Raw genomic sequence first — 13479 nt, forward strand, 5'->3', positions numbered from 1 at the left:
TTATGTCTAATGGTCAGCCCAATGTGGGCACAAAACTATTCATCTGCACCACCCCTCAAGGTGAGGATTTGGATAAAGCCGCGTTCGAATTACTAACGTTTGTTGAAATCTCAGACACGGGCGAGGTGCCGACCAGCGGTCTCGAAGAAGCCGAGGTCAGTTTCGAATCTATCTCTAAAAACCGGACGCTGAAGTCTAAAGGTGTTCGCAACAATCAGAACATGGAATGGATGTTCGCTGTTGTCCGCGACGCCTCTCAAGAACAGGATGCAGGCCAAGCCGCTGCGATCGCAGCAGGTAAGACGCAATTCCCGTATGCCTATAAAAAGGTCGAGCCTGCCGGCGCTGCCGATTATACAGGTAAAACCACCTATTACCGTGGTAAGCAGTCCAATGTGATGGATATGGGCGGCGCGAACGATATCATCCGTCAGAACTTCACCATTTACACCGAGCAAGAGCTCGTGGTTGAGCCTGCGGCGGTCGTCTAATGGACTTTCTGAACTTTAAGGCCGGGGTAGCGACGCTTGAAATCATCAACCCAGCAACAGGGCAGGGAACGGGCCTAAAGCTCGATATGCTTTATTTCCGCGATGAGAAGGTAAAACCTCACTACGAAGACTACGCCAAGAAAATCCAAGCTGCCCGATCAATGGGCAAGGACGAGGCTGTCATCAACGCTCTGGAAGACGAGCGCGGTTTAACGTGCCTTGCCAAGTCTGTCGTTGGTTGGGAATGGGGCGACAACACGCTCGACGGCAAAGTGCCGGACTTTTGCGAGGCTAATGTAGTCGAGCTTCTGAAAAATGACGAGGTGTTCGCGCAAGCCGAGGTTTTTACCATAACCAAATCGAATTTCTTCAAAGGGCTGAATACTGGCTCTTAAAAGCGGTCAGGACTTATTTCACCTATAATACTTATGGCGTGGACGGTCAGACAGCGAAGCAATTCAGGGCGCGCTTTAATCGGCGCTCTCCAGAGCCAGATATCCCGCCAATTGGCCGAAAATACTGGAATTGGTTCTTCGAGATGCACCAAGCAAGGACTTTTGGAGAGGGAGGGCCAGCCCCTGTCGATTTTCATGCCATTGAGGTGTGGGCCCGGCTCACCGGACGAAAGCCTAGCGCCGATGATGTGAAGCTTATTCGATCAATGGATATGGAGTTCATGAGCACATATTCAGAGCAGCAGAAAGAAAGCATTGAACGGAAAAAGCAGGACGACAAGGTGCGAGGGGTTTAGGACAATTCTTCGTCTAACCCCAAGCGAACAAGGCGGCGGATGGCTTCTGGGCGTGTTGTTTTCTTAGGCTGAGCCTTGCACCATGCGTCAATGCTGGTCAGGTCTCGTCGTCAAACCAGACCTCAATATACGTTTTTGTGGCTTTAGGGGCCATGGGTCTAAGCGACCGCTAAAGTTTTGATACCTGAGACGTCTACCGTTCTTTCGGCCTGATCAAGATCATAAGCAGTTTGGAGGTTTAGCCAGAGTCGAGCACCGTTGCCGCAGAGCTTGCCTAAGCGGACAGCCACTTTAGGACTGATGGGGCGCTCTTCATTGAGAATAGCATGCAGATGCTGCCGCGATATGCCAAGCAGTCCAGCAAAATCGGTTTTGTTGATGTTAAGGGCCGGAAGAACATCCTCACGAAGCAATTCGCCTGGATGCATTTCAGGAATGGATCTGTGTCGATTGGTCATCAGTGGTAGTCCTCTAGGTCTAAAATTGTGGCGTCATTGCCGTCAAATTCAAAAGTTATGCGCCAGTTGCCTGAGACGCGAACAGAGTAGCGGTTTGCTTCCTTACCCTTAAGGAGGTGGAAATAGTAACCCGGGATGTTCATGTCTTCCGGTGCTTCCGCTCTGTCTAAGGCATTCAGGATGCGTCGAATTTTAGGAACCCAGTCTGCGTTTAGTCTGCGGGCTGTTCCGCTTTTCCAATACTCTCGAAGTCCTTTGTGCCTAATTGTTTTAATCATGATTGTATGTAATGTATCATGTTACATGTGTCAACTAATATGTTACACATTCTTGTTTTTCTTGTCGTTTTAATAGCAGTCTGCCAATAGAGAGTATGCTTAGACCTATTTTGATCCTTTCTACTCTGTCACTTATCTCGTGTGGTGCGACTAGTATTAGCGAAATCGACAAAGAAGAAATCGGCTATCTTTGGCAAGAATGTAAGACCCAGATTGAGTTGCCGCCGGGTGATGCCCAAGAACGCAGGGACGAGCTACTCGGGATGATAGGAAATCATCCTATGCACATAGAGTCGACGGTTGGGGGAGAAGAAACTCAGTGGAGTGGATACCAGTCGGACGGCACCGTCTCCTTTAGTTTCGCCGCTTCAGACACAAAATATAAATGCGACACCCGCAAGAATGAAAATGGCGCTTGGGAGTTGATCCGGGCGCAACGAAACGGCGAAGTCGTCTGGACCCATCCTCACGCCTAGCTAACCAACCTAAAATTACCGACTGAACCGCCCCTCTCATTGACTGGGCTTTTTTCGCATGGAGGACTGAATGGATATTGCACAACTTGGTTTGTCCGTTGACTCATCACCCGTCAAAAAAGCCTCTGGGGATCTCGACAAACTCAGTAAAAGTGCTTCCGGCGCTCAAGCGTCGGCCAAAGGACTGGAAGGGCAGACTGAACGTATGACCGCCGCCCAATATCGGGCGACAATCGCGACAAAATCCGCCACTAAAGCCGAGAACCTGCAAAGCGCGGCGCTGAAAGCGAACACCTCGGCAGTCCAATTAAACGAAAGAGCAACTCGTCAGCTAAACTTTCGTCGGCAACAGTTCCTATACCAGTCAAACGATATCATTTCTGGGCTAATTATGGGGCAGTCGCCCATGATGGTAGCTACCCAACAGGGCGGCCAGCTGGCTCAGGTGTACGGCGGACGCGGCGGACTTAATAACGCATTATCAGACGGAGCCCATTTTGCGAAAGGTCTCGCCACGCGTTTAGGGCCGTTGGCGTTAGCTTTAAGTGTGGTTGCTGCCGGCGCTGCTGGCCTCACTTACGAGATCAACCAGGCAAACAAAACCTCCGTTAAGATGGGCGATGTGGTTAAAGCGTCCGCACAGCTTGCCTATGAGAGTGTTCGTGACTTCTTGGGAGAACAGGCGACGGCGATCATTGAGTCGTTCGGTCTCAATTGGCAGGCAGTCTGGGACACTATCGTTGAATATACGGCAAAACGCGTGAACTCCATAACGCGGGGCATTGCAACGGGGTTTGAATTGGCCGGCGCCTATGTGCGGATAGTCGGCGGGACGGTTACGCAAGGTCTTGCGACTGTCTTCAATGCGCTTTTGACGCCGATGAATTACGCTATTGAGAAGTCGATTGAGAAGGTCAACACGCTCCTAACAGTTTATAATGCGGCAATGGTGGCGATGCAGCAGGAACACCGACAAATCGGACTGCTTGACCCAAGCAATATCAAAATCGCACCTATCAAGACAGATGATCTAACCCCGCTCGAACGCGCGAACAAAGAACTGGCTCTTACCAAGGAGCGTTTGGAGGAAATCGGCAATACAGATTACGCCGGGGGTGCCTTTGATGCCATTTCCAAGCGATCTGCAAAGATAGCGAAGGAGCGTCTGGCGAATGACAAAGATGCTCTTAAGGCTGCCGAGGAGAGAACCAAGGCGCGGGAAAGTGCGCTGGAAGAATTGGCAAAGCGCGAAGACAAGTTGATTGAAGCCCGAATGCAGGGTGAGGGCAGGGTCGTTCAACTCATTCAGCGCCGCTTACGCGAGGAAATGAAGGCTCTAGACGCGGTTGCTGCGGAGGCCATTAAAAACGGCGCTGACGCCGCCAAGGTTAACGCACAACTCGCAAACGCCAAGCGCGAGGCCATGCGGGGCGCCAATAAAGACATTTACGACCATGAGAAGGCGTTACGGGAAAAAGCTGCCGAGGAAGAAATCCGCCTTGCCAGAGAGACGGCACGCAGAAAAGCCGAGGCCGAGCGGATTGACCAGAGCATTAATAGGTTTGATGCGCAGCTAACCCGCGAGGGAGCATACGGAACACCGGACGTTGCGGGATTCGGCGGGATGGGAGAGGGCGCCGCCTATGCGGCGTTCGACATCGTCGAGCAGGAGCGGGAGCGAATGAACGCCCTGCAAGAGCTTGAGGCTGAAAAACTGGCCACGCTACAAGGTAACTTGTTCGCACAGCTCAACGTGATCGAGGAGTTTAATCAAAGACGGATTGCGATAGAGGCTGATACCCAGCTTAAGCTGAAAGAACTTAAGGTTCAGGCCAACGCAAGCACCGCGGCCCTTATGGCGGACGGCTTTAGCAGTCTGGCAGGGTCCATGTCTCTGATATTGGGAGAGCACTCTAAAGCGACGAAAGCGTTTCTGGTCGCAGAGAAGGGCGCGGCGTTGGCCCAAGTTGCTATTGCAGCGCCAACCGCTGCTGCCAAAGCCATGGCGTCTGCGCCGCCGCCATTCAACTTCGTATTAGCCGCCGCAGTTTATGCAAATGTGTTGGCACAGGCGGCGATGGTTAGCCGGGTAGCTATCGGCGGTGGCCGGGAAAACGGCGGTCCAGTCTCGCCCGGGACAATGTACGAAGTTGGAGAGAAGAACCGCCCTGAAATTCTCTCCATGAACGGCAAGAACTATATGATCCCGGGCAATAGAGGGCAGGTCTATAACGAGCGCCAGATGACGCCTGTAAACGACAGTCGGGGCTCTGGCGGCAATCAGACGATTGTCAGATATAACAGCACGAACAATTTCTACGGCACGACGACAGAAGAAATCATGGCGAAGGTCGATGAGAAAGACCGCCGACAGAAAGAGGAAATCGAGCAGAATATACCGGCGCGCATTCAGCAATATGAGTTTGACCGAAATCGGGGCGCGGCATGAGCCTGAGAGTGATAAATATTGGCGGGGATGCGCAGGGCCTTACCTTCCGTCCCGTTTACCAGACGCATTACGATAAATACGGCCAGGTGCCGAACAATTTTGGAAGTCCTTACTGGGCGTTTCGGGCTGACTTCATACCGCTAAAAGGACTGGAAGCGCGCGAGTTCGAAGCCGCTCTGGATGAGGGCGAGGGCATTCATATTCTCGGTATTTACGATTATGCCCGCCTTTACCCTTGGCAGCATCAAGAGGCTATCGAGAACGGCGCGTCAGAGACCATTGTCAAAGAGGTTCTGGTCAAAGGCATGAGCCGGGCGAACAGCACATTAAGCCTACAAATCCCGCCGGGCGAGACTGTGACGGTCGGAGACCCGATTGCTTTCAAGGACGCCTTTGGCATCACGCACTATTTTCGCGTGGGACTTGACGCAACGATGACAGGAACCGGCACTGGGTTGGGGGATATCAAAGCGGTTAAGGTCAAAATCCGCCCGCGTTACGACCTTTCGAGTGTCACTATAGCCGCGACGCGCATCCGCCCAAGATGCCTGTTTCAGGTCGATTTGAACGAAGACAGCCGCCAGACGGGTTCCGGACGGTTTACCACGCACAATCTGTCAGGGTTTGAGTATTTCGGAGCCATATCAGAATGACCGCCTATGTGACGCGAAAGGCCTGCACGGTTCATCTGGCTTCCGGCGCGCTGCACTTTGTTCGTGATAATGTCGGCTACTCGGTGGACGGCGTGAACTATACCGCGGCGCCTTATGGCAACCTACACGGATATGCGTCCCAGCCCGGCACGGTGTCTGACAAATGCCGAATTACGCTGGACGGCTCTCATATTCTTTCAGGGCCGGACGGTCAGGGAACGCCAGACAGCGTTCTGCAAAGTATATTTGAGGAGAGATTGCGTAAGGTTCGCGTGGACTTTCACCGTCTGGACTTGGACATCGACACAATGCTGGCCGTGTCGCGTAAGCACAAATTCGCGGGCCGTATCGACAAGGCCTATCTTGACCGCAGCGACGAGCGAAAGCCGATGTTCATAATCGAATGCTTGTCCTTTCGTTTGCTGGCCCAAAACCCTGCTCAGAGAATTTACTCGGACGTGGACCAGCGTTTGCTTCATCCGCGAGACGGCTGTTTTAAGCACCTCTCAGACGTTGTTTTCCGAAACGGTGTCTTTGACTGGAATAAAGAAGGTTCTGGCTCTGGTGGGTACACCGTGCCGAGCAATCCGGGCGGAAGCCCTTATCGACCTAATCAGGGGCCGAGAACTGTCTATCGCTAATCGACTCGCGCAGTTCTTGCGCGAGAATGACGGACAAATCTTTGAACACGGCCAATGGGACTGCCTGATTTATTTAGGCGGCTGGATTGGCGTTGAGACGGGGCGAAACCCCGCAACAGAATTTATCGGCACTTACAGCACGGAATTTGAGGCCGCTCGAATAATGCACCGACAATTTGGAGGAGGATTGCATGAAACTATATCGCATTTTGCAACGCCGGTTGACCGCCCAAGAACCGGCGATCTCGTGATTGCACAGTTTGAGGGGGAAGCGGCGGCTATCGTAAACGGGCCGGTTGTCACGGGCCTCGGTCATCCGGGAGGCTTTGCCAGTGTTGGACGCCATGCTTTGGTTCAGGGTTACCGTATAAATGCCTAAGGTCGTCAAAAGCGTCTTTAGGGCGGTTACATCGGTTCTGGGTACAATCTTATCCGCCTTTATCAAGATGCCCAAGCTGCCAAAGCAGGACGTGGGTTCTCTCGATGCCACCCAAACCATTCAGAGACGCCTTCAGAACGGCGCACCGAGGGAGGTCTTAATTGGCCGCCGCATTGTCGGCGGGGTAGGGAGCTTTGACAACTCGCGAGGCGTTGACCTCGAAACGGGCGAACGCATTTCTATCTTTTCGGCGGTTCCCTGCACGGCGTTCCATAAGCTCTATATGGACGGAGAGCCCGTTACCCTTTCTGGCGACGCTACAATAGGATGGGCAACCATCACGTCCCATTTTCTCGGTAAGAATGACGTTCCAAGGGCTAGTTTCAGGCTTTGGCTCGGAGACAATAATTCCGGTCTTGGGGCGGACTTAAAAACACTCTACCCGAGCCTATGGAACACTTATAATGAGCTGACAGAGCTGAATGACATTGATGACCATAACGGCCTCTGCCTTGGGATGCTGCGAGGCGTAAACACAAACGATGACATTGGTGATGAAGACGACCCCGAAGATCAGCAGGGCAAAAACTTCATTCCGTTTCGCGGCTTTCCAGAGTTTCGCGTTGAGCTGTCCGGTGTAAAGGTTTGCGACCCTCGCAACGGTGGAATTTATTCCGACCCTTCTACCTATGTTTATAGTGCAAATTCAGGGCTTGTGGACGGTCAATTCCAGCATGGTTGGTTCGGGGGCGAGAATGGAGACAAGCTCATTGCCGGTCTCGGTTACGCGGGCGATTTCGAAGACCTTCTCGACAAAGACCAGATTGAGGACAATGCAGATTATTGCGATCTGAAAGAGTTTGAGTGCCACGGCGTGGTAACATCGGGATCCAGACAAGACGGTCAAAACATCCGAGACACCTTCAACGGCATTCTGGTCGAGAGCCTCGCAAAAATACGCACCGTTCCGGAAGGAAACCGCCCTCATTACGGCACGATTGACTTCGCCAACTATCCGGCCGCCCGGGTCAAGCGATATGACGAGGATGGTTATTCCACCGAAGTCTATAATGCGACCCAAACCAAATATATTGAGCCGCTAGAGAAGTTCGCAGAGAAAGACCTTCCGGAACTGACGAAGACCGAGTGGATTGTCGAAGACGGAGGCGAGATCAATTACCTCAAGCAAACACTGCCCTTGGTCGCGAATTCCACCCAAGGCGCGAAGATTGAGAAAGCCGATCTATTCACATCCCGCTTGCAGGCGAACGGCGAGATTGAGAACCTGCCACTTATCCCATTTGAAGATTATGCCGTAGGCGGGACCGTCACTTTGGCCAATACGGATGTCCCGGCAATGAACGGACGTACATGGTCGATTGAAGGCTACGCCGAGACACCTGAGGGCTATATCAACTTCATTTTGCGTGAATACAGCGCCCTAACACATGATTTTGATGAAACGGACGTGCCGGACACTCGTCCGAATATTTCTCCGCCGAGAGATCCAGACTTCCCGCCGAGGCCATTCGCAAACCCCGGGACACTAGCAACAGTCCGTCTCGCAGGGGTATCTGTCATCATCCAAGAGTCATGGGTCGAGGGCGCTGCCATATTAGCTACCAAGACTGGCTCAACTGCTTCAATTGCGATCTCGTCTCATGCGCGGCACTATACGGATAAAGCCGCTGGTCTTGATGTGGATGGCGATACTCTAACCGGATTAACTCTCAATAGCTTTTATTATATATTCTACGATGACGCTGATCGAGAAGGCGGGAATGTTACTTACCAGGCAACGCCCGTCAGACCGACTGCTAGAACGTCTACAGACAACCCCTCTCGCCACTATGTCGGCTATGTCACAACGCCAGCTTCCACTGGCCCGACCACGACGACCGGAACGACCGCCACACCTCCCACGCAGGTTCCTGAGCGGGTTCCTAATTCAGACAATACAGATGCGGTTGGCGGGACGCCTGCGTCCCAAATTCTAGCCGACCTCGAAGCCACGGTCTCGCAATCCGACGCGACCACCCAAATCAATGATGCGAAGGCCGAAGTTAATCAAGCTCGCGCTCAGGCTGATGCGGCGGTGCAACAAAGCTCAGACGACGGAGACGCCGCGCTTTCGACACGGGTCGCACGTTTCGAGTCCAAAATGGGCGACAGCGCCGCCGAGATTACAGAGTTTTTCGATACCTATACCGATGCCGACGAAGCGAACGCTCTCGCGCTAACTAACTTGGACGCGCGGACCGATGCTACAGAAAGCGACATCAGCGACCTATACACCGTCAAAGCGTCTCAGGCGGATTTAACCGCAGAGGCTCAACGGATTACCACGCAAACATCCCGCGTTGACCAGAATGAAGCGGACATCACCTCTGCGGCCATTACAAATGCGAGCGCGAGAGACGCGCTGTCCACCCAAATCAATCAGGTGTCGGCGAATATAAAGCGGGACGGGTGGTTGTTAGACCCGACCTTTGCGGAGCCGTTTGAGACACACGTCGGGTATCAGGTTCCGAAAGATTGGCTTGTCTGGTCAGATGACGGCGGGGACATCTTACGAACAACCAACTCTGCGCTCTATACTCAGGCTCCGTATCTTGACGGGCAAACAAACGACCAGATAGGTATTCAGCTTTTCACAAATTCAGGCGGGTTCATCCAAGATTGGAAGTTCTCGCCTCAATTCGTCATAGAGGGCGTAGTTTATCTTCGCAATGGAACCTTTGAAGCGTCTGGCATTCACATTCAGATGAGGGACACAGGTGATGTCGTTCTCAACACTGCAACGCGGCTTCATTTTGATGACGTTCTAGATTCAACAGACGACTTCAGAAAGCAAGTCCGGTTCAGTCAGTTTTACGACTATTCGGGTCAATCCTTTGTCCCTGATGTCGATAATCTCCGAATTTTCTTTATGGGGAATTGGACAGGCTTCGGCGTTTCATTGTCGCTAAAAGATATTGGTCTGTCCGAGTTCAATATTCGCCCCGCCACCCCGTCTGAAATTGAAGCGCAAAAGGTCATTCCTTTGCAATCCACTGTCACGCTACAATCGGAGGCGATTGAAGACTTAGAGGAGAACCTTTCTAGCGCCACGTTTAGTGTTTCGGCCAGTACAGGCGATGCGAATACGGCCAGAATGATAATCGGCGCCTATAAGGACAACGGTGATGAGTATAGTGCTATTCTGTTCGAGTCTGACGCGATTGGATTTAGGGGTGCAAACGGGAAAGGTCTCTATGCAACGGATGACGGTCTATATTCTGAAATTCCATTTATCCATGAAAGCCCTGATGGTAATTCATGGATAGTTCAAGGTAACGGGTTTGGCGCTTCATCTGACTTAATGAGATGGGAAGGTGCAAATCTCGGAACACCGGATGCATGCACCCGAACAAATGGCCGCGTCGTTTACACAACAGACGGAGAGGTTTGGCAGTTTGGAGAACAGCTTGGAACATCTGCTATAGAAACCTCTGACTTCCGAACATCTGATGGAACGGTCACAACAACAGGTATCGGCGGAAACGGCAAGACAAAAACCGTTACAGGCACAGCCCGGATTACGTCTTCTCGAAATTACTACAGTAGCGCTTACGCTGTCGGCACTACCACCATCACGGCGGGTAGCGCTCAAGTCAAAACCGAGAGACGGACAACAGGTGGCAGTTGGACAGACATCGGAACGACCACAAACAATGGCGAAATCACTAGAACAGTTCATCCGTTTACCAACGGAAGCGGAGACAATTATGTTCAAGAGACCTTCGTGGCGTCAGCAACAAAAGCCGGAACGTTCACAGCCACAACTGGCCCCACTTATGAAGCGCGGGCTACTGGCACAACAACTCTTCCTGCAAGCTACGTCACAGAAGAAGTGCGCGTTACAATTTCCACAAGTGAACCGGGATAGGAGTAACCCATGACCGAAGAAGAAGAAAGATTAGCCCGCGCCGAAGCCAATGACGCGGATTGGCAGGCGCGGCAGTCGCAGGACTTCGACCCGGCGAGGCTCGAACAGGCCTGTCTGGATGCCTTGGCTTTGATAGAGGCCAACCCTCTCATCTTCATGCAAATGAGGGCCTTTCACCGAGAGGTGAGCCATTCGGGCAATCCCGATGCTGTGCAGAAATCCTACTCTGAGATGTGGCTCAAATCCACGGATAAGGCGTTCGCTATCGCCGAGAAGGTCAAGGCAAGAGTAGACGCCCGCAATTCAGTTCCGGTGGCAGACCCGTCTAACCCGGAAGAGGTCTAACGGCCCCTCCCTATCGATGACCCTAAAACTCTATTTAAAAGCGTGACCCGATGAATATTACCTCTCTCGAAGGCGTCCTGCTCAAGCTGCTGATCGGCGTGGCGGGAATCGCCGGAAGCGTCGCGCACATTATCGCGAAGAAGCCTGCCTCGCATTTTGAGTCCTTGCAGATTGTTATCGTCGGGTTTCTCTGCGCCGTGTTTGTCGGGCCGTTTTTAGCCAACATCGTCCCTTTTGTGGACGCCCAAAACCGCGATGTGCTTTTGGGGTTTGGCTTTCTGGTCGGGATATTCGGCATTTTCATAACACGCATCACAATAAAAATTGGAAGGGGGATGAGTGAGGGCGAAGGGTTCAAAGACGCAGTGATTAACGCGCTCTTGGCCTATGCCCGCAAAAAAGGAGGTCAAAGTGACCCTAATTGATTTAATCCGCTTGCTCGCGTTGATTGTGTCTGCCCTCGGCCTGTTCTGGGTTCTAGGGAATGATAAGTTTCCCGACCGGACAATTGTCCGGTCGGTCTTCGCGATTTCTCTCTCTGTGGTTTTCTGGGGGATTTATGACCGCCTTCTGCCTCTGGTCGATGGCACGGTCTTTGATGATCATAATAAGCCGTACATGGAAATTCTCGACATGAAGCCGATGCGGTACGAAGCGGCGGCTGGAGACGAAATCCCGACGTCTTTTACGGTTCGTAAAAGGCCTGGCTGCGCCGGCACTGTCAAAATCAAAATGGTCGGCCCGGTCAATTACACTTTGCGAAACGGCGAAACGGGGTGGCCCGAAGGTCAGTCCTTGCAGGTCGTAACCTACAAAATTCCCGAAGCGGCCCCGGCGGGGAAATACCGTCTGTTCTTCACGGCCAGAGTGAAGTGTCAGGCGGCAGATGGATTTAAAGCAACAAGCCCAGGAACGCAGCTCCGCTACACCTCGCCCTCCGTCAACGTGAGGGTAAGGCCCTAAATTCTTCTCTACCGCTAAATTTCGCCTGCCCCGCAAGGGGCTTTTTTAATGGAGATATCCATGTCTGATTTTAACATCCGCGCATTGGAGACCTGTCAGAAGGTTCTCCTCGGCCAGCGCTTTGACCGAAGCGCTCTGTTCAGCGCGGCGCGCTATATTGAGCGGGATCTGCGGCTGCATGATCCGCTCGCCACTTGCGTCCCGTCCCTGGTCGACAATCCCGGCCCCGATGATGTGTTTCGTCTTGGCCTCGACCGCGCGCCTGAGAGCCTAAAGGAATTCGCGGGGCAGCGTGACGCCCTGTTGGTCGAATTCGGCCTGACTGTCACGGACGGTAAGATGAGCCTGAAATATCAGACCTCCAAAGACATGACGCCCCGCGCCTGACCATGCACTGGATAATCCGTTTTCTCTCTATCGCGTTTGGCGGCGACAAAACCGGGAACTTCGCTTCCCGCGACCCTATTCCCCATCCCGAACCCAAGGAGCCTGCAATGTCATATTTGCGAAAATCGAAAAGACCCATTCATACGATCATTGTCCACTCGAGCGCGACGAAAGCAAACCGGAAAGTCTCGAAGGCCGACCTCCATCAATGGCACGTCGTTGAGCAAGGCTGGACGGATGTCGGCTATCACGGTTTTATTCACCGCGACGGCTCATTCGAAAGCCTTCGACCTGTGGACCGCAATGGCGCCCACGCCTCTGGCCACAACACCAACACACTCGGAATAATGATGGTTGGCGGCTTGTCTGAATCTCATGGGCCGGAAGCCAATTTCACCAAGGCGCAGTTTTCCACCCTTCGGAAAGTCCTGGAAGAGCAACTTGTCCATTACCCTTCCGCCAAGATTATCGGACATAGAGACACTAAAGCGACGGCCTGTCCTTCTTTTGACGTCAAGTATTGGTGGGAAACAGGCGAGGTGCTGCCGTGATTGGCTCTCAAATCACGGGCGGCCTTGTCGCCATCGTTTCTCTCAGTGCCCTGGGCATGACCTCTCTTGGAACCTTTGCTGGTTATAAATACGGCAAGTCCGTTGAAAGAGAAAAATGGGAAACAGGCGTTGACGAAGCCGAGGACCGCTCTGAAAAAGGCGAAGCCGAGATAGAGGCAGGTGCCGATAAAGTTCCCGCCGTCATCGAACGTGAAACCCAAACCATTGTCAAAACCGACTACGCCGCCATCCGCACGATCGCGGAACTGGAAGGCCAAGTCTTTCAACTAAAAGAGGATCTGAAAAATGCGAAAAATGTTGACGTCTGCCCCGGTTTTATTCCTGATGATTGGCGGGTGCAGCACACCCAGCTCGATCGTCTCTTATTCGGTGGTGACGAAGCCGGACGCGAGGAGCGCGGCGAAAGTGAGCCCAGACTTGCTGGTTATCCCCCCGCTGAGTGACGTGCCGCCCGCTACCGATTATCCGTCCCTCCAGGAGCGGGCCATAAAGTTCGGCGCTGACTTAGCGGTTCACCGGACGCGGCTGACGGAATTGGTTGGGGCGGTGAAGCAAAGAGAGTTTTCAGAAGAAACGATTGTCGAGGCGGAAAAGGCCCGTGCGGCGGAGATAGATGCGCTAGTACAAAAGTTGAATAATAATGAAGCGAGGCGATCTAAGCCCTGGTATCAACAGCTGTTTGGGAAGCGGAAAGATTGATTTTCTTTT

General features: G+C 52.8%; 18 protein-coding genes. 16 read left to right on the plus strand and 2 right to left on the minus strand.

Translation table 11 applies throughout. The annotated features are described in order from the left end of the window. Window positions 1-2: 2 nt before the first annotated feature. From ACNA05_RS08040 to ACNA05_RS08050, 3 genes are read left to right on the plus strand one after another with little or no spacing between them, the layout of a single operon-like run. Complete coding sequence (locus ACNA05_RS08040; RefSeq protein ID WP_415810931.1) at window positions 3-491, plus strand: hypothetical protein; 489 nt, start codon at window positions 3-5, stop codon at window positions 489-491. Further along, window positions 491-886, plus strand: coding sequence for a hypothetical protein (locus ACNA05_RS08045; protein ID WP_415810932.1), 396 nt, complete (start codon window positions 491-493; stop codon window positions 884-886). Before ACNA05_RS08040 ends, ACNA05_RS08045 begins: the two co-directional genes overlap by 1 nt. Before the next feature lie 38 nt (window positions 887-924). Then, a complete protein-coding gene (locus ACNA05_RS08050) occupies window positions 925-1242 on the plus strand; it encodes a phage tail assembly chaperone (protein WP_415810933.1) in 318 nt (105 codons plus the stop codon). A 158-nt stretch (window positions 1243-1400) separates the two neighbouring features. On the opposite strand, the gene ACNA05_RS08055 is transcribed toward ACNA05_RS08050, so the two are convergent. Beyond that, a complete protein-coding gene (locus ACNA05_RS08055) occupies window positions 1401-1700 on the minus strand; it encodes a HigA family addiction module antitoxin (RefSeq protein ID WP_415810934.1) in 300 nt (99 codons plus the stop codon). Then, window positions 1700-1978 carry a type II toxin-antitoxin system RelE/ParE family toxin gene (locus ACNA05_RS08060; protein ID WP_415810935.1) on the minus strand — a complete coding sequence of 93 codons (279 nt, stop codon included), beginning with the start codon at window positions 1976-1978 and terminating at the stop codon, window positions 1700-1702. Before ACNA05_RS08060 ends, ACNA05_RS08055 begins: the two co-directional genes overlap by 1 nt. A 95-nt stretch (window positions 1979-2073) precedes the next feature. Here ACNA05_RS08060 and ACNA05_RS08065 point away from each other — a divergent pair, with 95 nt between their 5' ends. From ACNA05_RS08065 to ACNA05_RS08125, 13 genes are all read left to right on the plus strand, one after another. Then, on the plus strand, window positions 2074-2454 hold the full coding sequence (locus ACNA05_RS08065; RefSeq protein ID WP_415810936.1) for a hypothetical protein: 381 nt from the start codon (window positions 2074-2076) through the stop codon (window positions 2452-2454). Between the two features lie 70 nt (window positions 2455-2524). Next, on the plus strand, window positions 2525-4903 hold the full coding sequence (locus ACNA05_RS08070) for a phage tail length tape measure family protein (protein ID WP_415810937.1): 2379 nt from the start codon (window positions 2525-2527) through the stop codon (window positions 4901-4903). Continuing rightward, on the plus strand, window positions 4900-5556 hold the full coding sequence (locus ACNA05_RS08075) for a hypothetical protein (RefSeq protein ID WP_415810938.1): 657 nt from the start codon (window positions 4900-4902) through the stop codon (window positions 5554-5556). The genes ACNA05_RS08070 and ACNA05_RS08075 overlap by 4 nt, the downstream gene beginning before the upstream one ends. Continuing rightward, window positions 5553-6197 carry a hypothetical protein gene (locus tag ACNA05_RS08080; RefSeq protein ID WP_415810939.1) on the plus strand — a complete coding sequence of 215 codons (645 nt, stop codon included), beginning with the start codon at window positions 5553-5555 and terminating at the stop codon, window positions 6195-6197. Before ACNA05_RS08075 ends, ACNA05_RS08080 begins: the two co-directional genes overlap by 4 nt. A 16-nt stretch (window positions 6198-6213) precedes the next feature. Then, the gene (locus ACNA05_RS08085; RefSeq protein ID WP_415810940.1) at window positions 6214-6576 is read left to right on the plus strand and encodes a DUF6950 family protein; all 363 of its coding nucleotides are present in this window, start codon (window positions 6214-6216) and stop codon (window positions 6574-6576) included. Beyond that, window positions 6569-10504, plus strand: coding sequence for a hypothetical protein (locus ACNA05_RS08090; protein ID WP_415810941.1), 3936 nt, complete (start codon window positions 6569-6571; stop codon window positions 10502-10504). Before ACNA05_RS08085 ends, ACNA05_RS08090 begins: the two co-directional genes overlap by 8 nt. Before the next feature lie 9 nt (window positions 10505-10513). Continuing rightward, complete coding sequence (locus ACNA05_RS08095; RefSeq protein WP_415810942.1) at window positions 10514-10849, plus strand: hypothetical protein; 336 nt, start codon at window positions 10514-10516, stop codon at window positions 10847-10849. 50 nt (window positions 10850-10899) lie between these two features. After that, window positions 10900-11274, plus strand: a complete 375-nt coding sequence (locus tag ACNA05_RS08100; RefSeq protein ID WP_415810943.1) for a hypothetical protein — start codon at window positions 10900-10902, stop codon at window positions 11272-11274. Next, window positions 11261-11812, plus strand: a complete 552-nt coding sequence (locus tag ACNA05_RS08105) for a hypothetical protein (RefSeq protein ID WP_415810944.1) — start codon at window positions 11261-11263, stop codon at window positions 11810-11812. Before ACNA05_RS08100 ends, ACNA05_RS08105 begins: the two co-directional genes overlap by 14 nt. Window positions 11813-11872: 60 nt before the next feature. Continuing rightward, a complete protein-coding gene (locus ACNA05_RS08110; RefSeq protein ID WP_415810945.1) occupies window positions 11873-12199 on the plus strand; it encodes a hypothetical protein in 327 nt (108 codons plus the stop codon). Window positions 12200-12201: 2 nt separating this feature from the next. Continuing rightward, window positions 12202-12750, plus strand: a complete 549-nt coding sequence (locus ACNA05_RS08115; RefSeq protein WP_415810946.1) for an N-acetylmuramoyl-L-alanine amidase — start codon at window positions 12202-12204, stop codon at window positions 12748-12750. Then, window positions 12747-13214 (plus strand): hypothetical protein, encoded by a 468-nt coding sequence (locus ACNA05_RS08120; RefSeq protein WP_415810947.1) that lies wholly within the window; start codon window positions 12747-12749, stop codon window positions 13212-13214. Before ACNA05_RS08115 ends, ACNA05_RS08120 begins: the two co-directional genes overlap by 4 nt. After that, the gene (locus ACNA05_RS08125) at window positions 13177-13470 is read left to right on the plus strand and encodes a hypothetical protein (protein WP_415810948.1); all 294 of its coding nucleotides are present in this window, start codon (window positions 13177-13179) and stop codon (window positions 13468-13470) included. The genes ACNA05_RS08120 and ACNA05_RS08125 overlap by 38 nt, the downstream gene beginning before the upstream one ends. Window positions 13471-13479: the final 9 nt, after the last annotated feature.

This window comes from Litorimonas haliclonae, assembly GCF_965138505.1.
Classification (GTDB): domain Bacteria; phylum Pseudomonadota; class Alphaproteobacteria; order Caulobacterales; family Maricaulaceae; genus Litorimonas; species Litorimonas haliclonae.

Excerpts from the sequence above, each read along its gene's own strand:
- ACNA05_RS08100 (WP_415810943.1), top strand. The coding sequence starts at position 10,900 with ATGAATATTACCTCTCTCGAAGGCGTCCTGCTCAAGCTGCTGATCGGC.
- ACNA05_RS08090 (WP_415810941.1), top strand. The coding sequence starts at position 6,569 with ATGCCTAAGGTCGTCAAAAGCGTCTTTAGGGCGGTTACATCGGTTCTG.
- ACNA05_RS08115 (WP_415810946.1), top strand. The coding sequence starts at position 12,202 with ATGCACTGGATAATCCGTTTTCTCTCTATCGCGTTTGGCGGCGACAAA.
- ACNA05_RS08110 (WP_415810945.1), top strand. The coding sequence starts at position 11,873 with ATGTCTGATTTTAACATCCGCGCATTGGAGACCTGTCAGAAGGTTCTC.
- ACNA05_RS08075 (WP_415810938.1), top strand. The coding sequence starts at position 4,900 with ATGAGCCTGAGAGTGATAAATATTGGCGGGGATGCGCAGGGCCTTACC.
- ACNA05_RS08095 (WP_415810942.1), top strand. The coding sequence starts at position 10,514 with ATGACCGAAGAAGAAGAAAGATTAGCCCGCGCCGAAGCCAATGACGCG.
- ACNA05_RS08060 (WP_415810935.1), bottom strand. The coding sequence starts at position 1,978 with ATGATTAAAACAATTAGGCACAAAGGACTTCGAGAGTATTGGAAAAGC.
- ACNA05_RS08045 (WP_415810932.1), top strand. The coding sequence starts at position 491 with ATGGACTTTCTGAACTTTAAGGCCGGGGTAGCGACGCTTGAAATCATC.
- ACNA05_RS08055 (WP_415810934.1), bottom strand. The coding sequence starts at position 1,700 with ATGACCAATCGACACAGATCCATTCCTGAAATGCATCCAGGCGAATTG.
- ACNA05_RS08070 (WP_415810937.1), top strand. The coding sequence starts at position 2,525 with ATGGATATTGCACAACTTGGTTTGTCCGTTGACTCATCACCCGTCAAA.
- ACNA05_RS08080 (WP_415810939.1), top strand. The coding sequence starts at position 5,553 with ATGACCGCCTATGTGACGCGAAAGGCCTGCACGGTTCATCTGGCTTCC.
- ACNA05_RS08040 (WP_415810931.1), top strand. The coding sequence starts at position 3 with ATGTCTAATGGTCAGCCCAATGTGGGCACAAAACTATTCATCTGCACC.
- ACNA05_RS08065 (WP_415810936.1), top strand. The coding sequence starts at position 2,074 with ATGCTTAGACCTATTTTGATCCTTTCTACTCTGTCACTTATCTCGTGT.